Origin of the sequence: Alloalcanivorax mobilis (genome assembly GCF_002864685.1) — a bacterium.
Classification (GTDB): Bacteria; Pseudomonadota; Gammaproteobacteria; order Pseudomonadales; family Alcanivoracaceae; genus Alloalcanivorax; species Alloalcanivorax mobilis.
The window spans coordinates 22384-42399 of the sequence record NZ_NMQZ01000026.1 but is presented as its reverse complement, the minus strand read 5'-3'; the positions used below and the strand labels follow the sequence as shown (position 1 = coordinate 42399).

The window sequence follows — 20016 nt, the reverse complement described above, 5'->3', positions numbered from 1 at the left end:
AGAGATGACTGACCAAGCGGTATTGATGGAAACCCGGGGCGCGGTGGCGGTGGTCACCATCAACGCCTTCGAAATGCGCAACTCGATGGGCGCCCCCGGCGTGCGCGACGGTCTGCTGGCCGCCATCGAACGTTTCGAGAACGACGCCGCCCTGCGCGTGTTCGTGCTCACCGGCAGTGGCGGGGTGTTCTCGGCCGGTGGCAACCTGGACGCCCTGCGCAAGATCCGCGATCTCGACAAGATTCGCGAACGGCTTAAAGGCGGTGGCCCGCTGCTGGAGCGCATTCTCACCTCGGACAAACTCTATGTGTCGGCGGTGGAAGGGCCGGCCTTCGGCGCCGGCCTGGGGCTGGCCGCCGCCTGCGACCTGATGGTGGCCGCCGAGGGCGCGCGCTTCTGCGCCGCGCAGATTCGCGTTGGCGCGGCACCGGATGGCTCGTTGATGTGGTCATTGCCGTTCCGGGTCGGCACCGGCCCTGCCCGGCGCATTCTGCTCACCGGTGAAGAAGTGAATTTGGACGACGCCGTGCGGATCGGGTTGGTGGATGTGCGTGCCGACAAAGGCGAGGCGCTGGCGGTGGCGATGCGCCATGCCGAGCGTTTGGCCGCCGGCCCGCCGCTGGCTCAGGCGTACATCAAACGCCAGTTCGCCGATCTCGCCGCCGGTCTTTCCGAACGCCTGGACGAAGAGCGCGAAACCGCGGCGCGCACCTTTGTGTCCGACGATTTCCTGGAAGGCGCCAGCGCCTTTCTGGAAAAACGCAAAGCACGCTTTAAAGGCGAATGAACCGGGGAGCGACCATGCAAAGCCAGCAATCGGAAATTCAGCGGCGCGTTGAACGTTTCATGAAAGAGCGGATTCTGCCGCAGTGCGCCGCGCTGCACCGCCAGGCTCAAGAAGCGACCGGCGAGTACCGCCCGGCGCTACTGGATGATCTGCGTGAGCAGGCCCGGGCCGAGGGCCTGTGGAACCTGGGCTTGCCGGAACTGCCGGAGGGTGCCCCGGGCACGCGCCTGAGCAACCTGGAATTCGCGCCGGTGGCCGAAACCCTGGGCTGGGTGCATTGGGCACCGGAGGTGTTCAATTGCCACGCCCCGGATTTGCCCAATATGGAAATGCTGCAGAAGCTCGGCACCGAGGCGCAAAAGGAGCGATGGTTGAAGCCGATGCTGGAAGGCAAGGTGGCCAGCAGCTTCGCCATGACCGAGCCGGACGTGGCCTCCTCGGACGCGCGCAACATCGCCTGCTCGATCACGGAAGACGGCGACCACTTCGTGATCACAGGCCGCAAATGGTTCGTCGGCAACTCCAACCTGCGCAACTGGGACTACGTGGTGCTGATCGGCGTCACCGACCCGGACGCGCCGCGCACCGACCAGCACAGTGCGGTGATCGTGCCCACCGACGCGCCGGGCTTCGAAGTGGTGCGCCAATACAATATTCTTGGCGCCCGGCGCCGCTGGAGCCCGCAGGCGGAAGTGAAACTCGACCGGGTGCGGGTACCGAAAACCAACCTGGTGGGTGAGCGCGGCAAGGGCTTCGCCGCCGCCCAGGTGCGCCTGGCGACGGCCCGCATTCACCACTGCATGCGCAGCATCGGCGCCGCCGAAGTGGCGCTGAAATTACTGATCCGTCGCGCCGAAACCCGTAACACCTTTGGCAAACCGGTGATCGAGCGGGACAAGGTGCGCGAGTGGATCGCACTGTCGCGGATCGAACTGAACCAGGCCCGCCTGCTGACCCTGGACAGCGCCGACCAGCTCGACCGGCTTGGTGACCGCGGGGCCCGCCGTTCCATCTCGATGATCAAATACGCGGTCTCGGAAAGCTGCTTCAAGGTGGCGGACCGGGCGCTTCAGGTGTTCGGCGGCGCCGGCATGATGGAAGACACACCGTTGGCGGATTTTCTCGCCGACATGCGCGCCTTCCGCATTTACGACGGCCCTTCGGAAATCCACTTGCAGACGCTGGCCCGTCTGGAGATGCAGGACAGGGAGCGCGACGATACCGACTGGCTGGGGTTGCTGGTGGACAGCCGCTGACATGCTACGCTGACGCCTGACTGTCCGTTCGAAGGAGCCAGCATGGCCATCAGTGCCGAGACACTGCAACAGCAATGGGCCGATATGACGCCGGCCCGCGCCCGCGCCCTGCAAATCGAAACCGCCGGCCAGGTGATACGGCATGACGATCTGCCACCGCCGCGCACCGTGGCCGGCGTGGACGTGGGCTTCGAGCAGGGCAACACGGTGGCGCGGGCGGCGGTGGTGGTGCTCGACTACGCCACCCTGGAACCGTTGGAGCATGCGCTGGCGCGGTTGCCGGTGTCGTTTCCCTATGTGCCGGGTTTATTGTCGTTCCGCGAATGCCCGGTGATTCTGCACGCCTTGCAGGCGTTGCCGGTGACACCGGATGTGTTGCTGTGCGATGGCCAGGGCATTGCCCATCCGCGCCGCCTGGGCATTGCCTCGCATCTGGGTGTGCTCACCGGCCTGCCCACCGTGGGGGTGGGCAAGAGCCGTTTGACCGGGCGACACGGTGAGGTGCCGGAAGGCCGTGGTGACTGGACGCCGCTGCGTGATCGCGGTGACACCATCGGCGCGGTGCTGCGCACCCGGGAAGGCACCAAGCCCTTGTTTGTTTCCCCGGGCCATCGAGTCTGCCTGCAAACCGCGGTGGCGCTGGTGATGCACTGCACCACCCGCTACCGGCTGCCGGAAACCACCCGCTGGGCCGACGGCATTGCGTCCAATCGGGGCCAGCGCTGGCTGAGCCGGCTGCCCGGCGTTTGATCATTTTTGACAAACAATGACCGTCTGCAAACGCTGTCCGGAGCACGCTTTTGCCCTAGGATAGGGCGTTCCGGCGTCGCACCGGTGGCACAAGAGGGTTGCTCCCCGGCCGTGGCCGCGCGACGCCATTCGCGGCAGTGAAGGACCAGGGAGTGTCCGTTATGAAGTTGCAGTCGTCGCTAACGCATTGGCGGGCGTTGTCCGTGGCGCTGATGTTGGCGAGCAGTGTGGTCAGCGCCAGCCAGGCGATGGCCGGCGGGTACGCCGCCCCCAGGGCGGTGGTCGGGCCGGTGCCGTTTCTCGGCGTGCACGGTCTGGGCATCGACGATCAGGGCCGGCTGATGGCCGGCAGCGTGGTCGGTCAATCCCTGTCTCTGGTGGACCGCAAAACCGGCAAGGTGTCGGTGTTCGAAGGCCCTGGCGACGGCATGGCGGACGACCTGGCGTTCGGCCCGGACGGCGAGATGGCCTGGACCTCCTATCTGCTCGGCACGCTTCGTATCCGCTCCGCCGACGGTCAGGTGCGCGACGCCGCTTTGGGTTTGCCGGGGATCAATTCGCTGGCCTACAACAAAGAAGGCCGTCTGTTTGCCTCGCGGGTGTTTCTTGGCGACGCGCTCTATGAGATCGACCGCACCGGTGAAACCCCGCCCCGCAAAATCAAGGAGGGCATGGGGGGCTTGAACGGCTTTGATTTCGGACCCGACGGCAAGCTTTACGGCCCGCTCTGGTTCAAGGGCAAAGTGGTGCGCCTGGATGTGGACAGCGGCGACATGGAGACCGTGGCGAAGGGCTTCAAAACACCGGCGGCGGTGAATTTCGACGGGCAGGGCCGGTTGTTCGTGGTCGACAGTGAAACCGGTGAACTGATCCGGGTGAACGTGGACAGCGGTGAGAAAACCGTGGTCGCCACCTTGAAACCGTCCCTGGATAACCTGGCCATCGACCGCCAGCGTAACCTGATTTATGTCTCCAACATGGCCGACGATTCGATCCAGGAGATCCACCCGGACACGGGCAAAACGCGCACCCTGGTGAGCAGCAAGCTGGCCGCGCCGGCCGGTTTGGCGGTGGTCGGCGATACCGTTTACATCGCCGATATTTTTGCCTTCCGCACCTACGACACCGCCAGCGGAAACGTGGGCGAAGCGGCGCGCATGTGGGCCTCGAAACTGGAATACCCGATGAACGCCTGGGCCGACAACGACACCGTGGTGCTTTCCAGCTGGGCCACCGGCACGGTGCAGGAATTTGATCGTGACACCCTGACGCTCAAGCGCAGCCTGCATGATTTCCAGGCGCCCCACGATGTGGTGCGGCTGGGCAATGGCGACCTGCTGGTGGCGGAACTGGCCACCGGAACTCTGGTTCGCGTCAGCGGCGAGCAAGGCAAGAAACGCAATGTTGTGGTCAAGGGGCTGTCGGCGCCGGCGGGCATGGCCATCAGTAAGGATGGCGCCAAAGTTTACTTGAGCACCGCCGCGGGAAAATTGTGGGCGATCACCGTTGAGGACTGGTCAAAAACGCTGATTCGCGATGACCTGTCTCTGCCCGAAGGCATCGACCTGACCCGTGAGGGCAAGTTGCTGGTAATGGAAACCGGCAAAAAGCAGCTTCTTGAAGTGGACCCGGAAAATGGCGACAGCCGGGTACTGGCGAGCAAACTGCCGTTGGGCCTGCCGGCTCTTAAAGGACTGCCGCCCACCGGTGTCTTCAACGACGTGGTGGAAGCCGCCAACGGCGATCTTTACTTCACCGCCGACGCCAAGGGCGGGTTGTATCGGATGCAGCGGCGGCCCTGAGGCGGGAACAGGTTGGGAGGGAACAGGAACAGCGCGGGGAAGGCTGACGGGGCCGGCAGGCGCCCGCGCCACGGCGCAGGAAAAACTTTGCTACAGCGCCGCTGTGGGAGCGGTCCCTGACCGCGAACCGAGCCGAAGGCGAGGCGGGCCTGGCAGAGCCGATTCGCGGTCAAGGACCGCTCCCACACCAGAATTTAACTCCGGCGCGGGCCCCGCTGTTCCCTGCAACCTGTTCCCCGCCGGTTATTCCCTGGGCAGAGTCAGCCAGTCGCTGGCGGTGGGGGCGGTGCCGGAGACGGTTTCGATCACGGACATGCCTTCACCCACCCATTGGGTCACTTTCACGGTGCCGGACACGGCGCCGGGGCGCCAGGCCACCACCTGGCCGGCGGGGGTGCGGATTGGCGTGCCGGGCTGGCGGACTTGCAGTTCGGTGCCCAGGTCCAGACCATTGCGACGACCGGCGCTGATGTAGAGGTGGCCATCGCCGCCGTCAAAGGCTTTCACCGACCAGCGCGCGGAGCCGGCGCGGGCTTCCAGCTCGTCCAGCAGGGCGCCGGCGGATTGTTCGCTGGCGGCGTTCAGGGTGGCGCTGGCGCTGTTGTCCCGGGTGGTGTCGCGCAGCGTCACATCCAGGCCGCCTTGACCGTTGGCTTTGACGTTCGCCAGCAGGCGCACACCGGGGTAAATGGCGAGCCCGGCGAGGCAGCCGCTGTCACCGGCGGACGAACCGCAGCCCTGGGTGTTGTTCATGGCTTCGCGCAAGGTGCCCGGCGGCACGATCACGAAACCGTGTTGCGGCGCGCCGTCGCGCAACGCGGCCATGAAGGCGTCGGCATTGTTGACGTTGCCCTCGATCAGAACACCGACGTTATTGAGCGGTTCGTCGCGGCGCTGAAAAGCCTGCGTGCTGGCGTTGGCCTGAGCGCTGTTGTCGCTCTTGGAGAAGCGCTCCCAGAACGGCGTGTCCCAGTCCGGTTGGGGGGTATCGAGCGCGGCTTCGGAATCGACCATTTCGACGGCTTGTCGGGCATCGGAATCGGTGGTGGCGCAGCCGCCGAGAGCGAGGGCGGCGATCAGGGCGCCGAGCAGCGCCTGCTTGGGGGTGAAATCGGTCATGGGGGCTTTCCCGTAGTATCAAGACGCATAAACGCAACTGGTGAGTGTGCGCAACGGCGGGGTGGATTGTCCAGCGGCTCCTTAAAACAAAAGAATCGGAGTGGCTTGCGCCACCCCGATTCGTTTTGTTGCCGTACCTGATGCCCCGAAAGGCAATCGGTTTAGAAGTTCACCGACATGTTCAGGCTGGCGGCTTTGACGTCGTCGTCGGAGAAGTCGGCGCCGGCCAGGGAGCCGACCAGGTCGTTACCGGTCAGGGCGCCAGCGTCGTTCTTCTCGATCATGCCCACGGACAGCCAGGTGCGCAGAGCCTTATTGGCCTGGTAGCTGAGCTGCAGGTCGTAGACCATGCTGTCGTCGCTGTCGGTGCCGTTGTCGATGTCCAGGTTACCCACGGCGCCGGTGATCGCGAACTTCGGCGTCAGGTTCCAGGTGGCCTTGCCGATGATCAGGTTCTCGTCGAAATCCTCGCGGCCCAGGGTGCCGCCCATGCGATACATGCTGGTGGCGCTGGCGGTGGCTTCCGGGTTGGAGTTGATCAGGCTGGAGTAGGTGTCGAAGCCAGGAGAGATCAGGCCGCCATCCTTGGAGGTGACGTACTGCAGACCCGCGTCGATGACGCCAAAGCTCTGGGTCAAGCGCAGATAGGCGGACGGGGACTTATCGGTGAAATAAACGTTATCCACCGGGTTTTCCACGTTGCCGTTCATGAAGTAGTTAAAGCCGACGGTGGCCTTGGCCAGGCCCAGCAGGTCGCCGGACAGATAACCGGAGAACAGATCCACGTTCTGCAGAACATACGGGGTCGGCGCCACACCGACGGTGCCTTCGTAGTTGTTCATCCACTTCACGTACAGCAGGCCCAGGTCCCAGTCACCCAGTTTGGTGATCACACCCAGGTTCATCATGTCACCGTTGTCCTGGTGCTCGAAGGGGGTGCTGTCCTGGCGGCGGTCGTAACCGAGCACCACGGACAGGGTCTTGCTGAACGGCTGGATCATGATGATCCGGTCACGACGGTCGTCACACACCAGGAAGCAGTTGTTGTAGCTGGTGGCCTGACGGCCCACGCGGAACACGGTGTGGCCCACCGGGATCTGCAGGTAGCCCAGGTCCAGACGCACGTTGTCGCCGCGGCTGGTGCTGTTGAAGGACTGGTCGTTGGTGGTGCCGTATTTGCGGTCGTCGCCGGTCCAGCGGTCGCCGGCCAGCTCAACGCTGGTGTACACGGAAATGCCGGTTTCCTCGTCGAGGAAGTTACCCTTGACGCGGATCAGCTGGCCGAAACCGGTGTCGCTGTCGCTGCCGCCGAGAGTTTCGAAAGCATCGGAGCCGCTGGCGAAGGCGGTGGCACGGTATTCCATGCCGAAATCGGTTTTCAGAGCGTGAGCGGTGGGTGACAGCAGAGCGGCGGCACCGACCACGGAGCACAGGCCGATGGCTTGGCCGAGGCGCTGAAGAGAGAGTTTGGGTTGAACGTTGGCACTGTTTGCCAGCGCCCCATTGGATTTAGCGGTCCACTTAAGTGCCATTGTTTTTTTCCTGTTTCTTCGAGGTTTATTGGTATTGAGAGGGTGGGTAACGGCGTTCCCTGACCTCGGGCCGCTAACGAGGCGTGACAGACCTCAAAACATAGCGACAGGTTTAAGTACCCTCTTCTTTGCCCATCCAAGAGCAATATCTCCCGAGCGGCCCGTCATTTCATTTTGGTCGTTGACGGAACCACTTAACGCTTAGCGTAAAGCACGAATATTCACGTATCCATTACGCTTAAGTCGAAGGCTATCTTAGAGCCCCTGTGTTCGCGGAAGCAATAGTCTGAGGCCCATAAATACTGGCGCGCCAAGGGCTTGCGCCGACTTCCGGAGACTCACCCTTCGGTATGATGTGAACACTAGTGGTGGCGTAGTTATAAAACAAAAAAATGTTTACAGCCTGTAAAGATACTCTTCGGTATGTTGATGCCGCGTAATTATTGGGCTGGCGGGCGAGGAGCGGAAAAATGAAACAGCGCGGGCGCGTAAAAAATGATCTCCATAGGAATGAGAACATTTGTTCACGTTGGTGATGGGATTGTGACTGATGTCATCATTTGGAGGGGAAATCCCACGGAAAAGTCCGCGACAATGTGTTGCAAGATATGTCGTCGCGGACCGTATACCCCGCCCGGAGGCGTTTACAGACCGTGGAAGTGGGCGATTTCATCCAAGGGGGCGCGCCGTGAGCGCAGCTGGTTGACCGGCTCATCCGGGTCTTCGTAGCCGATCGCCATGCCGGTAAACAACATCTGTTCATTCGGGGCGCCAACAAATTCGGCGATGGTGCGGGGGTAAAGCGACCAGCATTCCTGAGGGCAGCTGTGCAGGCCCGCCTCACGCAACAGCAACATCAGTGATTGCAGGTACATGCCCAGGTCGGACCACTGCGGCGGGCCCATGCGCCGGTCCACATAGCAGAACAGCGCCACCGGCGCGCCGAAAAACTGAAAATTGCGGGCGAACCATTGCAGGCGGGCGGCCTTGCTTTCACGGGGAATGCCGAGCAGCCCGTACATGTCTTCGCCAACCTGAAAACGGCGGTCCCGGTAGGGCGCCACCAGGTTTTTCGGATACACGTCGTACTCGGTGTCTTCGCCGCCGGGCCGCGCCGCGACCCGTTCCCAGGCCAGAGCCTTCAGGGCCTTCATGCGCTCGCCGCCCACCACATGCAGGTGCCAGGGCTGAAGGTTGCCCCCCGACGGGGCGCGCGCGGCTTTCTCCAGCAGATCGCGCAGCAGCGCGCCATCCACCGGTTTATCCAGAAAACCGCGCACCGAACGGCGCGTGGCCAGGGCCTCACTGACACTGTTGGCGGTGTCGTTCATAACCATCTCCAGGTTGATGGTGGCCACGGATGGCCCGAGCGCACACTGCTTCGGGCCTTCGCGGTAGATAAAGCATGGCCGGGGCTGGCGCTCCCCCCGGCTGCGCCGGTTCGCGGTCAAGGACCGCTCCCACAGCGGCTTCGTAGCCCGGTAGAAGCGCCATCCACACCGTCGCGGGCGACCCCGGGATGTCGCCGGAGAGGGCTAGCACGTTATCCGCTCAGCCGCTCAGCCGATTATTTAAACGGCGGCTCGCTCTGCCAGTCGAAGAAGTCGGGCAGGTCCTTGGAGACCTGGTCCGGGAACTTCGCCGGGCGTTTTTCCAGGAATGAGGTGACCCCTTCCTTAACGTCTTCGGAGGCGCCACGGGATTTCATCGCGCGGCTGTCCATCTGGTGCGCCTGCATCGGCGTTTCCGCGCCGGCCATGCGCCAGATCATTTGGCGGATCACCGCCACCGACACCGGCGCGGTCTGATCGGCGAACTCACGGGCCAGCGCCACCGCCGCCGGGTACAGCTCATCGGCTTTGTGCACGGAACGCACCAGGCCGCGCTCCTTGGCCTCGGCGGCACTGAACACGCGGCCGGAGAAGCACCACTCCAGCGCCGAAGAGATGCCCACCACACGGCTCAGGAACCAGGACGAAGCCGCTTCGTTGACGATGCCACGGCGGGAAAAGACGAAGCCGAACTTGGCGTCCTCGGAGGCCATGCGCACGTCCATCGGCAATTGCATGGTGATGCCCACGCCCACCGCCGCGCCGTTCACCGCGGCGATCACCGGCTTGAGGCTGCGGTGAATGCGCAGTGACACCTGGCCGCCGCCATCGCGGTGGGCGTCGTCCGGGTTGGCGCCTTCGCCGCCGCGCTTCTTGTAATCAAAGGTGTCGCCGCCGGAAGACAAGTCGGCGCCGGCGCAGAAGGCGCGGCCCTTGCCGGTGACGATCACGGCGCGCACTTCATCGCTGGCGTCGGTGAAATCGAACGCGGCGATCAGCTCGTCTTTCATTTCACGGGTAAAAGCGTTCATCCGGTCAGGACGATTCAGAAAGAGGGTGGCGATGCCGTCCTCGACCTGGAGTTCCAGGGTTTGAAAGCTGGGGATTTGCATGATGGCTCCCGAGTGATGCAACTGGATAAAGGCAGGGCCGTGGCCCCGTGGCGGGCGGCCGGGCAAACGGTGCCCGGTCGCGAATTTCAATGGTTGGCGCGATGATTGGCGTGATCAATGGCAATCAGTGCCGCGACAATCAGCCGGCGATCATGGCCGAGGCGCCGCCGTCCACCAGCAGGAACTGGCCGGTGGTGTGCTTGCCCGCATCGGATGCGAACAATAATACGGCGCCTTTCAGGCCTTCTTCGTCGCCGACCTGGTTCAGTGGCACGCGCGCGGCGAGGTCGTCGACGCCATGCCGTTCGGTAAGATAGCGGGACATCTTGCTGGGGAACACCCCGGGGCCGATGGCATTGACGGTAATATTGTAAGCACCCCATTCAGCGGCCAGTGCCCGGGTGAAGGTCACCACCGCCCCTTTGCTGGTGTTGTAGCCCACCGCCTGCATGAATTCCCGGTTGCCGCCCAGGGCCGCATTGGAGGCGATGTTGACCACCCGCCCGTAGCGGCGCGGGATCATGCTGCGCCGGCCGATCTCCCGGGTCAGCAGAAAAAGATGGCGCAGGTTCAGCGTCATCACTTTGTCCCAGCCTTCCAGCGGGTAATCTTCCGCCGCGCCACCCCAGGTGGCGCCGGCGTTATTGACCAGAATATCCACCTGGCCGAGGGTTTCCAGCGCGCGCTCCGCCAGGCTCAACACTTCCTCTTCGCGGGCCAGATCGGTGACCATCGGCGTTACCTGAATGCCGGCCTCGCGCAAATGCGCGCAAGCCTGCTGCAGCTCGCCTTCCTTGCGCGCGGTGATCACCAGCCGGGCGCCGGCCTCGCCGAGGGCCTCGGCCATTTGCAGGCCCAGGCCACGGGAGCCGCCGGTGATCAAAGCGGTCTTGCCGCTAAGATCGAACAGTTGTTGTACCGTACGTACCCGGGTCTCCGTCATGGCGCCGTGCTCCTGTCGCAGTGATCAAGGCTGTCATGATTGGCCAGAGCTCGTCGTGGGACAATCGTCGGTTGCGACGAAAAGGCGGGCGTTCGCGTCGGCGGATTCGTCGCATTGGACGACGCCAGCGGCGCGCAAGGCTCGAATAATGGGGGTTTGGCACCGCATCGGCGAGCCCGGCTTTTGGGCAGACATTAAGGAGAACGCAATGAGTGAAGAACAACTGGTTGAGTATCGGGTGGACGGCGCGGTGGCGACGTTGCGCATGAATCGCCCCCAAGTGCTCAACGCCTTTACGCCCGGGTTGCGCCGGGCGCTGATCGACGCCTTTGACCGGGCCGAACGGGACCCGGCGATCAAGGTGATTGTGTTCGGCTCCACCGGGCGGGGCTTTTCCGCCGGCGCCGATCTCACCGAGCCGAAATCCGAAAACCACAGCGTGGTGGATGAGCTGCTGCAGGGTTACCGGCCGTTATTGGAGAAGATCGCCCGTTCGCCGTTGCCGGTGATCGGCGTGGCGCCGGGCGTCGCCGCCGGCGTCGGCGCGGCCTTGTTGATGAACTGTGACCTGGTGATGATGGCCGACGAGGCGCGCATCTACATGGCCTTCAGCCACATCGGCCTGGTCCCCGATGGTGGCGCCACCTGGCTGCTCTATCAGCACCTGGGCTATCAGCGCGCGTTTCAGCTGATCGTCGAGGGCGGCAGCCTGAGCGCCGAGCAATGCCTGCAAATCGGCATCGCCAATAAAGTGCTGCCAGTAACGGAGCTGGACGCCGCCGCCGCCAGCTGGGCCGCCGAGCTCGCCCAGCGTTCCGCGCTGGCCAACGCCGAAGCCAAGAAGCTGCTGCGCGCCGCCGCCAACAACCGTTTCGCCGAAACCGTCGAGCAGGAAGCCATTGCCCAGCAGCTGTGCATGGACAGCGAAGAATCGAAAACCGCCATCGCCGCCTTCAAAGAGAAAGCCGCCAAGAAAAAATAGGCTGGCGGGAATCGGTTTTTACCGAACCCTTCCCCCCTTCGCCGCTGAGGCCCTTTAGGCCGCCGTAGGAGATTCTATGGTGTCCTGCAAGAGCAATGACCGTGAGAAGACATCTCCTACCGCTGTTGACGCCCTGTTGGGCGTTTTACTTGATTCGTGGCGTTGCCACTCACCCTTCGGGCCGCCTTCGGCGTTCCAGCCGCAAGCGGCTGGTCTTGCTTCTCCAAGAAAGTAAACACATCCCGCGCAGCGGGTGAACGCACGAAGTGCGGGCCGTAGGCCGGAGCGAAGCGCCTCTTTTTTATGAAGAGAAGGAAGGACACCCCGTTGTGTCGCCCTTCGGGTACCCTTCATTCTCCAAACAAGAGTCGCGGGAAATTGATGGCCGGGTCGGCGACGAGACGAGCCTGCGGCCCCGGCCCCGAGCCTGCGTGCTCGGCGCGCTACGCCGGGCGAAGCAATGCTTCGCTTGATCCGGCTTCGCCCTGTCGTCCGCCGCCTCAGTTGGCCGTCCCTGGCCAACTGGCCCTATCAATTTCCCGCGCCTCGGCGACACAACAAGGGGGAGGCCCTCCAGCTCGGCACGGGGCGCACCGTAACGCTGACAGCCCCTCTACAACGCTGCCGTAGGAGAGGCTGGGCGGCGTTCCGCCGTGCCAGCGACGTGTTTTGGCCGGATGGCACTGCGCGGTTGCCCCGCACCTTATGGTTTTTGCGTCCGACGTCCGACGTCCGACGTCAGACGTTCAACGCGAAAATCAAAATCAACCCCGTCGCTGGCGGGGCGGGGCGCCGCCCGGCCTCTCCTACAAAAAGACAACCCCCTAAATCGTCCGATGCGACGACGAGCCGGCCCGCCGCGCCGCCCTAGACTGCCCGCTACGATGAAGAAGAACGTGGAGCGAGTGGATCAATGGAACGCGACGGCAAAGTGGTGATGGACGCGTTGCAGAGTCTGGCGCCGCGTCTGTTGCCGGGCGCTGCGGTGCAACGGCTGGTGAAACTGACCGGCGGCGCCAGCCAGCATATGTGGTCCCTGGACCTGGTGCAGGGCGAGCGCATCGAGCCTTTGATCCTGCGTCTCGCCGGCCCCTGGAACGGCCAGGAGCGTGGCTCGCTGCCGCTGGATCAGGAAGCCCGATTGCTGCAGCTGGTGGAGCGGCACGACGTGCCGGTGCCGCGGGTTCGCCATGTGCTGGAACACGGCGATGGGCTTGGCATCGGCTATCTGATGCAAAGGGTGGAAGGCGAAACCCTGCCGCAGCGCATTCTCCGTGACGACACCTATGCCGGCGCCCGCGAGGTGCTGGCCCGCCAGTGCGGGCGGGTGATGGCCGGCATCCATCAGGTGCCCTTCGATGACGCACCTTTTTTACGCCGTTTGAACGCGGCCCGGGCGCTGGCGGAGCTGGCCGAGGAATACCGTGGCTACGGCGAGCCGCGCCCGGTGTTTGAACTGGCGTTGCGCTGGCTGCACGACAACCTGCCGGCCCACGAGCCGGAACCGGCGCTGGTGCACGGCGATTTCCGCAACGGCAACCTGATGATCGATCGCACCGGTCTGCGCGCGGTGCTCGATTGGGAGCTGGCCTATGTGGGTGATCCGATGGCGGACCTGGGCTGGATCTGCGTCAACTCCTGGCGCTTCGGGAGCCAGTTGCCGGTGGGCGGCTTCGGCAGCCGCGAACAGCTTTACGCCGGCTATCAGGAGGCCAGCGGCCAGCGTGTTTGCCGGCGACGGGTGGCCTTCTGGGAGCTGTTGGGCACCCTGCGCTGGGGCGTGATCTGCCAGAAGATGGCGCGCTCGTTCATCAGCGGTGCGGACCGCACGGTCGAGCGTGGCGCGATTGGCCGGCGCGCCTCGGAAACCGAACTGGATCTTCTTAACCTGCTGGCGCCGAAGGAGTAGACCCCCATGCATGACCTGCCGGACAGCACTGACATGCTCGCCGTGGTGGCGGAATTCCTGCGCCGTGAATTGGTGCCCACGCTGGAGGGCAGCCTGGCGTTTCAAACCCGGGTCGCCGCCAACGTCATTGACATGGCCTGCCGCCAGTGGCGGCAGCCGGCGGAGCTGGCCCGCCAGGAGCAACAGCAACTTGAGCGGCTCACCGGAGAGCGCGGCGACGTTGCCACGCTGACCAGCGCGCTTTGCCAACGCATCGCCGCCGGCGAGGTGAGCCTGAGCACGCCCGGCCTGAAAGATTTTCTCTGGTTCGTCACGCTCAATAAGGTGGCGGTGGATCAGCCCCGGTACGCCGCGTATCAGCAGGCGCTGCAGCGCCTCGGCGACCGCTGACAAGGACTCACCCATGGACTTTAACCTGCCGGCGGAACTGACCGCTTACCTGGATCAACTGGACGACTTCATCGAGGCGCGCATCAAGCCGCTTGAGCAGCGCGACGATAACATCCGTTTTTTTGACCACCGCCGCGAATGGGCGCGCACCGATTTCGAAAACGGTGGCCTGCCACGGCCGGAGTGGGAAGCGCTGCTCGCCGAGGCGCGCCAACTGGCCGATGAAGCCGGGCATTTGCGTTTCCCGCTGCCCAAAACCTACGGCGGCCAGGACGGTTCGCACCTCGCCATGACCGTGATCCGTGAGCACCTGGCGGCGCGCGGGCTGGGCTTGCACAACGATCTTCAAAACGAGCACTCGATTGTCGCCAACAATCCGTTTGTGTTGATGTTTCGCGACTTCGGCAGCGCCGCGCAAAGCGAAGAGTTCGTCAATGGCATGCTCGCTGAAACCCACAAGATCGCCTTTGGCCTGACCGAACCGAACCACGGCTCCGACGCCACGCACATGGAAACCCGCGCGGTGCCGTCACGCCGTGACGGCGTGGACGGCTGGTTGATCAACGGCGAAAAAATGTGGATCACCGGCATGCATACCGCCACCCATTGTGTGCTGTTCGCGCGCACCGCCGGCGACGACGGCGACGCCAAAGGAATCACCGCCTTCCTGATGCCTTCGCCGATCGACGGGCTGACCATCGAGGAGTATCTGTGGACCTTCAACATGCCCACCGATCACCCACGCCTGAGCTTGCGTGACGTGTGGCTGCCCGACAGCGCCATCTTCGGCCCGCGCGATGGCGGGCTGGCCCTGGCTCAGCATTTCGTGCACGAAAACCGCATCCGCCAGGCCGCCTCCAGCCTTGGCGCCGCCAGTTACTGCATTAATGAAAGCGTCCAATACGCCCGCCAGCGCAAACCGTTTGGCGAGGCGCTGGCAAAAAATCAGGCGATTCAATTCCCGCTGGTGGAACTGCACAGCGAAGCGGAGATGTTGCGTTTGTTGATCCGCAAAACCGCTTGGGAAATGGATCAGTTGCCCAAGCCGGAAATCGAAAAACAGCTTTCCGACAAGGTGTCCATGTGTAATTACCGGGCCAATCGCCTGTGCTGCGAAGCGGCCGACCGTGCCATGCAGGTGCACGGCGGCATCGGCTATTCCCGGCATAAGCCGTTCGAGCACATCTATCGTCACCATCGCCGCTATCGCATTACCGAAGGCAGCGAAGAAATTCAGATGCGTAAGGTGGCCGGCCATCTGTTCGGTTATCTGGGCAAGCGTTGACCCCGGTCACGGCGGTACCAATATCGTCGCTTCGGACGAGGTCATGGCGGCGCTCATCGATTACACCTGAAGCATGCATTCACCGGGCCGCAGGGTGGCCCGCAGCAGGGAGAGCCCGGCATGTCTGGCCGAGATCATTTCGCCACTCGCTACGAACAACATTTCGGCGATCGCCTGGTTCGTTGTTTCGCGCATCGGCCGGGCAGCGTGCTCGACTCCTTCCGGCGGGCGCTGGGCCGCGCGCCACAAAACGATTGCATCGTCGCCGACGGCGGCCGCTACAGTTATCGCCAGGCCGCTGACGCCGCCGAGCGCATCGCCGCGCAACTGGCGCAACGGGGCGTCGAAGCCGGCGACCGGGTGGCGTTGCTGCTCGGCAACGACGCGCCCTTTGTGCTGTCGTTATTGGCGATTGCGCGCCTGGGCGCCATCGCGGTGCCGGTCAATGTGCGTGAACAGCGCGACGGCATTGGTTACATCCTCGGCCACTGTGAAGCCCGCGCGGTGATCTGCGATGCCGATCAAATCGCCAAGATCGCCGGCCCCGAGCAGCTGCCGGCGTTGGCGCACCGTTTTATAGTTGGTGGCGACGCCGGTGACGGGGAGCCTTTCCAGGCGCTGTTGGCGGACCCCGGAAAGGCGGCCCCCGAGCCGGCTCTCAACGAAGAAGACACCGCCATCATTCTCTACACCTCGGGCACCACCGGTCGCCCGAAGGGTGTGATGCTGACCCACCTCAACCTGATTCACACTCTGATGCACTACCAGCAGCGCATGTCGCTGGTCGATGGTGAGCGTTCGTTGTTGGTGGTGCCGGCCAGCCATGTCACCGGGGTGGCGGCGGTGATCCTGACGATGATGCATGTGGCCGGTTGCGTGGTGCTGGTGCGCCAGTTTGACGCCGCCGCCTTCGTGGCGCTGGCGGCGCGCGAGCGCATTACGCACACCTCCATGGTGCCGGCCATGTACAACCTGTGCCTGCTGCGCGCGGATTTCAGCGAACACGATTTGTCCGCCTGGCGGATCGGCGGCTTTGGCGGCGCGCCGATGCCGGAAGTGACCATCGCCCGGTTGCACGAACAATTGCCCGCGCTGCAGCTGATCAACGCCTACGGCGCCACCGAAACCACCTCGCCCACCACGGTGCTGCCGCCGGGCGACGCCGCCCACTGCCCGGACAGCGTCGGTACCGTGGTGACCTGCGGCGAAGTAAGAGTGATGGACGATCAAGGCCGTGAAGTGCCGGCCGGTGAGGCCGGTGAGTTGTGGATCAGCGGGCCCATGGTGGTGCCGGGTTACTGGAACAACGCCGAGGCCAACCAGCGCGAGTTCGTCGCCGGACACTGGCGCTCCGGCGACATCGGTTCAAAAGACCAGCACGGTTACGTGCGCGTGCACGATCGCAAGAAAGACATGATCAATCGTGGCGGCTACAACATCTACAGTGTGGAGCTGGAGAACCTGATCGTGCGGCATCCGGGCGTGGTGGAGTGCGCGGCGGTGGCGCAACCGGACCCGGTGCTGGGCGAGAAAATCCACATTTTCATCAGCCACGGCGAACAAAGCCCGGCGGTGCAAGACGACGCCATCAAGCGGTTCTGCGCCGAGCATCTGGCGGATTACAAGATTCCCGATTACATCACCCTGCAAAGCGAGCCGTTGCCCCGCAACGCCAACGGCAAGGTGATCAAGGCGCAACTGCGACAGCGCCTTAGCGCCGGTTGAAGCGGCCGCTGGCGTTGGCGGCACCGGAAAAATTATCGAACAACAACAACGGCCGGAGCCGATCCGGCCCAGGAGACAGCGTTATGCGTCAGCGTTCGTTACGGGTCCTGTTGGTTCTGTTCACCGTGGTATTCAGCCTCGGCGCGCACGCCGAGAATCTCAGAATCTCCGCCGGCATGGGCCAGCAGCATTTCTGGGTGGGCCAGTTCATGGACCCGTTCATCAAGAGCATGCAGGCTCAATCCGATCTCACCTTTACGCCCTTTTATTCCGGGTCCCTGGTGACCCCCGGCCGCGAGCTGGGCGCGCTGAAATCCGGCATCGTCTCGGTGGCGGCGCCGTTGCTGGCGCCCTATCATGAGGGCCAGTTTCCGCTTTCCGACGTGACCCAGCTGCCGACCCTCAATACCAACTCGGTCAAGGAGACCCGCGCGCTGATGGCCTTGATGGCGTCGGACCAGACACTGGTGGACGGCAAAACGTTCTATCAGTATGAACTGGGCGACAAGGGCCTGCGCGGTTGGGCGGTGGGGGCGACGGCGGCGTATTCGTTGTCCACCACCGGCAAGGTGCTGGATGATCCGGACGACCTGAAAGGGTTGCCGATGCGTGCCGGCTCGACGCTGCACACCATTTTGCTTCAAGAGCTGGGGGCCACGCCGGTGACCATGACCAGCGCCGATTCCTACGAGGCGCTGTCGCGCAAAACCGTGGAAGGCACCATTCTCTCAGTGGCGGACTGGCCTTCTTACTCGTTCCAGGAGTTGCTCAAATACACCATCACCGGGCTTTCCATGGGGCATTGGGAAAGCTATCTGGCGGTCACCGAAAAAACCTGGAACGGTTTTACCGATGACCAGCGGCGCACCTGGAACGAGGTGGCCAAAAAGACCGCCATGGACAACGCCGCCTACATTGATCAGCTGGAAATTCAGGTGCGTAAGGACACCGCCGCCAAAGGCGCCACCTTCGTGGAACTGGCCGATTTGCCCGAGCCGATGCGGGCCCGCCTCGGCGAGGCGGCCAGCCGCACCTGGGTGCGCTGGATTGAGCAAATGGAAAAAGCCGGCCACCCGGGCCGCGCGGCGGCCACCCAGTGGGCGCGCCTGATCCGCGAGCAGGGGGGTGAGATTCCCGATGGCGCGGCCCGCTATCTGAAACTGGACTGACCGCCCGCGCCGCCGCGTGCGGTGGCGCGATTCGCTTCGCCCCGGCTGTGGTGATCGCCATGTCGAATACGTTGATTATCTGGATCGTGCTGGCCTGGTTCGCGGTCTTCCTGGTGCTTGGCCAGAACGTGGCCACCGTGCTGTTCGGCGCCGGCATGCTCGGTATTGTGTTGATGGTCGGCATCGACGTGCTGGGCGGGCTGCTCGGCCCGGACACCTTCTACACCGCCTCGATCTATTCGCTGTCGATCGTGCCGCTGTATTTATTGATGGCGCAAATGCTGTTGCGCGGCGGCGTGATCAAGGATCTGTTCCAGGTTGGCCATCGGCTCTCCGGTTATCGGCGCTTTCCCCTCGGTGTCGCCACCATCGTCACCGGTTCCCTGCTTGGCGCGGTGTCCGGCTCCGGCGCCGCCAGTGCCGCGTCGCTGGCCTCGCTGGCGTCGCCGGAGCTGGAGCGCCTCGGTTACACGCGCCGCTTCTCGCTGAGCCTGTCGGCGGTGGCCGGCTCGTTGTCGGCGATCATCCCGCCCAGCCTGATCATGATCATCTATGGCTCGCTGACCACGGTGCCCATTGGCCATTTGTTCATTGGCGCCATCGGCCCGGGCGTGCTGTGCGTGCTGGTGTACATGATTTGTTTGCGGCTGTTTGGCGAGGTGCGCCCCGGCGTTGAGGACGGCGTCTCGCCGGATCAGCCGCCGGCCCCGGATGAAACCCGGCGCAGCGGTTCGGCGTTTGCCTTCGTGCTCGGGTTGATGGTGGTGGTGTTCGGCGGCAGTTATGGCGGCATTGTCACGGTCGCCGAGGCCGGCGCCCTCGGTGCCTTCGCCGCCATCGTCGGCATGCTGCTGATGCGGCGGGTGGGCGCGCGGGATCTGTTTCTGGCGCTGTCGGAATCGGTGAAGATCACCGCCACCCTGATGATGCTGGTGCTGGGGGCGAAGATCTTCGCCCGCTTTCTTTCGTTTTCGCAATTGCCCAACGAACTGCTGTCGTTGATGCAGCCGACGCTGGACAGCCCGCGTCTGGTGGCGGCGATTCTGCTGGCGGTGTTTTTTGTCGGCGGCATGTTTTTGGAATCCGCCGCGGTGATCGTACTGCTGGTGCCGATCATTCTGCCGTTGTTGCAAGCGGCCGGCATCGACCTGCTGTGGTTCGGCGTGTCGGCGTCGATGATGATCGCGCTGGGGCTGCTCACCCCGCCGGTGGGGCTGGCCTCGTTCGCCGCCGCCAGCGCGGTGAATTATCCGGCGGCGCCGGTGTTCCGCGCCGCTTCCATGTTCGCGTTGGCGGCCGGCGTGGTGGTGACCTCGCTGTTGATTTTCTACCCGGCGCTGGTGACCTGGTTGCCGGCGCGCATTCAGTAGCGGTCACACACACGGAGAAACGACGATGACATTCTGGCGCTGGATAGATCGTCTGGAAGGGGGGCTGGCTTCGGTGGGAGCCGGGCTGTGCCTGTTTCTGATCATGATGATTACCGTGATCGGCGTGTTCGGCCGTTATGTGCTGGGCATGGATCTGATTCCCGGCGGCTATAACATGATCGAACGCATCGCCTTCCCGTTGCTGGTGTTCTGGGCGGTGCCCCTGGGGCACCGTCAGGGCAGCTTCCCGCGCTTCGATGTGCTCACCGAGCGGCTGCCGGCGGCGCTGTCACGGGCGCTCACCGCGCTGGTGCTGATCGTGGAGATCGCGGTGTTTATGATCCTGTTCTGGTACCTGGCCCGGTTCGCCTGGGAGGCCACGTTAAGCGCCCGGGAAATGCAGATTGGCACCCGGTTGTGGCCGGTCTGGCCGGTGATGCTGATGATGCCGCTGGCGTTCGGGCTGATGCTTCTGGAGATGTTCCGCCTGCTCTGGAAGGCGCTGCGTGGTGGAGAATCGGGCAAGACCGGGCTTGCGTCCGGGCGCTGATTGG

General features: G+C 63.9%; 17 protein-coding genes. 12 read left to right on the top strand and 5 right to left on the bottom strand.

Translation table 11 applies throughout. The features are described 5' to 3' along the window. Window positions 1-4 precede the first annotated feature (4 nt). From CGS25_RS13300 to CGS25_RS13285, 4 genes are all read left to right on the top strand, one after another. Window positions 5-787, top strand: coding sequence for an enoyl-CoA hydratase/isomerase family protein (locus CGS25_RS13300; RefSeq protein WP_089033730.1), 783 nt, complete (start codon window positions 5-7; stop codon window positions 785-787). 14 nt (window positions 788-801) lie between these two features. Continuing rightward, window positions 802-2043, top strand: a complete 1242-nt coding sequence (locus CGS25_RS13295; RefSeq protein ID WP_198588796.1) for an acyl-CoA dehydrogenase family protein — start codon at window positions 802-804, stop codon at window positions 2041-2043. Between the two features lie 42 nt (window positions 2044-2085). Then, on the top strand, window positions 2086-2793 hold the full coding sequence (nfi, locus tag CGS25_RS13290; RefSeq protein ID WP_198588795.1) for a deoxyribonuclease V: 708 nt from the start codon (window positions 2086-2088) through the stop codon (window positions 2791-2793). 161 nt (window positions 2794-2954) lie between these two features. Further along, entirely contained in the window at window positions 2955-4595 is a 1641-nt protein-coding gene (locus CGS25_RS13285; protein ID WP_089033728.1) for an NHL repeat-containing protein, read from the top strand. Window positions 4596-4838: 243 nt separating this feature from the next. Here the strand turns inward: CGS25_RS13285 and CGS25_RS13280 are convergent, their stop codons facing one another. The 5 genes from CGS25_RS13280 to CGS25_RS13260 form a co-directional block, all read right to left on the bottom strand. Next, on the bottom strand, window positions 4839-5714 hold the full coding sequence (locus CGS25_RS13280) for a hypothetical protein (RefSeq protein WP_089033727.1): 876 nt from the start codon (window positions 5712-5714) through the stop codon (window positions 4839-4841). A gap of 161 nt (window positions 5715-5875) precedes the next feature. Continuing rightward, a complete protein-coding gene (locus CGS25_RS13275; protein ID WP_089033726.1) occupies window positions 5876-7246 on the bottom strand; it encodes a hypothetical protein in 1371 nt (456 codons plus the stop codon). 644 nt (window positions 7247-7890) lie between these two features. Beyond that, the gene (locus CGS25_RS13270) at window positions 7891-8577 is read right to left on the bottom strand and encodes a nitroreductase (RefSeq protein ID WP_089033725.1); all 687 of its coding nucleotides are present in this window, start codon (window positions 8575-8577) and stop codon (window positions 7891-7893) included. Window positions 8578-8813: 236 nt separating this feature from the next. Next, window positions 8814-9689: a crotonase/enoyl-CoA hydratase family protein gene (locus CGS25_RS13265; RefSeq protein WP_089033724.1), complete on the bottom strand. Its 876-nt coding sequence runs from the start codon at window positions 9687-9689 to the stop codon at window positions 8814-8816. A 139-nt stretch (window positions 9690-9828) separates the two neighbouring features. Then, complete coding sequence (locus CGS25_RS13260) at window positions 9829-10632, bottom strand: SDR family oxidoreductase (RefSeq protein WP_089033723.1); 804 nt, start codon at window positions 10630-10632, stop codon at window positions 9829-9831. Window positions 10633-10840: 208 nt separating this feature from the next. Between CGS25_RS13260 and CGS25_RS13255 the strand changes: the two genes are divergently transcribed. The 8 genes from CGS25_RS13255 to CGS25_RS13220 all read left to right on the top strand — a co-directional run bounded on the left by CGS25_RS13255 (window position 10841) and on the right by CGS25_RS13220 (window position 20012). Then, a complete protein-coding gene (locus CGS25_RS13255) occupies window positions 10841-11614 on the top strand; it encodes an enoyl-CoA hydratase/isomerase family protein (protein WP_157933830.1) in 774 nt (257 codons plus the stop codon). A 913-nt stretch (window positions 11615-12527) separates the two neighbouring features. Continuing rightward, the gene (locus tag CGS25_RS13250) at window positions 12528-13523 is read left to right on the top strand and encodes a phosphotransferase family protein (RefSeq protein ID WP_198588794.1); all 996 of its coding nucleotides are present in this window, start codon (window positions 12528-12530) and stop codon (window positions 13521-13523) included. A 6-nt stretch (window positions 13524-13529) separates the two neighbouring features. Next, a complete protein-coding gene (locus tag CGS25_RS13245; protein ID WP_089033721.1) occupies window positions 13530-13913 on the top strand; it encodes a DUF6285 domain-containing protein in 384 nt (127 codons plus the stop codon). A gap of 13 nt (window positions 13914-13926) precedes the next feature. Next, window positions 13927-15198 carry an acyl-CoA dehydrogenase family protein gene (locus tag CGS25_RS13240; RefSeq protein WP_089033720.1) on the top strand — a complete coding sequence of 424 codons (1272 nt, stop codon included), beginning with the start codon at window positions 13927-13929 and terminating at the stop codon, window positions 15196-15198. A 120-nt stretch (window positions 15199-15318) separates the two neighbouring features. Further along, window positions 15319-16923 (top strand): class I adenylate-forming enzyme family protein, encoded by a 1605-nt coding sequence (locus tag CGS25_RS13235; protein WP_101675776.1) that lies wholly within the window; start codon window positions 15319-15321, stop codon window positions 16921-16923. 83 nt (window positions 16924-17006) lie between these two features. Next, window positions 17007-18092: a TRAP transporter substrate-binding protein DctP gene (gene dctP / locus CGS25_RS13230; RefSeq protein ID WP_101675775.1), complete on the top strand. Its 1086-nt coding sequence runs from the start codon at window positions 17007-17009 to the stop codon at window positions 18090-18092. Window positions 18093-18151: 59 nt separating this feature from the next. Continuing rightward, window positions 18152-19462 (top strand): TRAP transporter large permease, encoded by a 1311-nt coding sequence (locus CGS25_RS13225; protein ID WP_101675774.1) that lies wholly within the window; start codon window positions 18152-18154, stop codon window positions 19460-19462. A gap of 25 nt (window positions 19463-19487) precedes the next feature. After that, window positions 19488-20012: a TRAP transporter small permease gene (locus CGS25_RS13220; protein WP_089033716.1), complete on the top strand. Its 525-nt coding sequence runs from the start codon at window positions 19488-19490 to the stop codon at window positions 20010-20012. Window positions 20013-20016 lie beyond the last annotated feature (4 nt).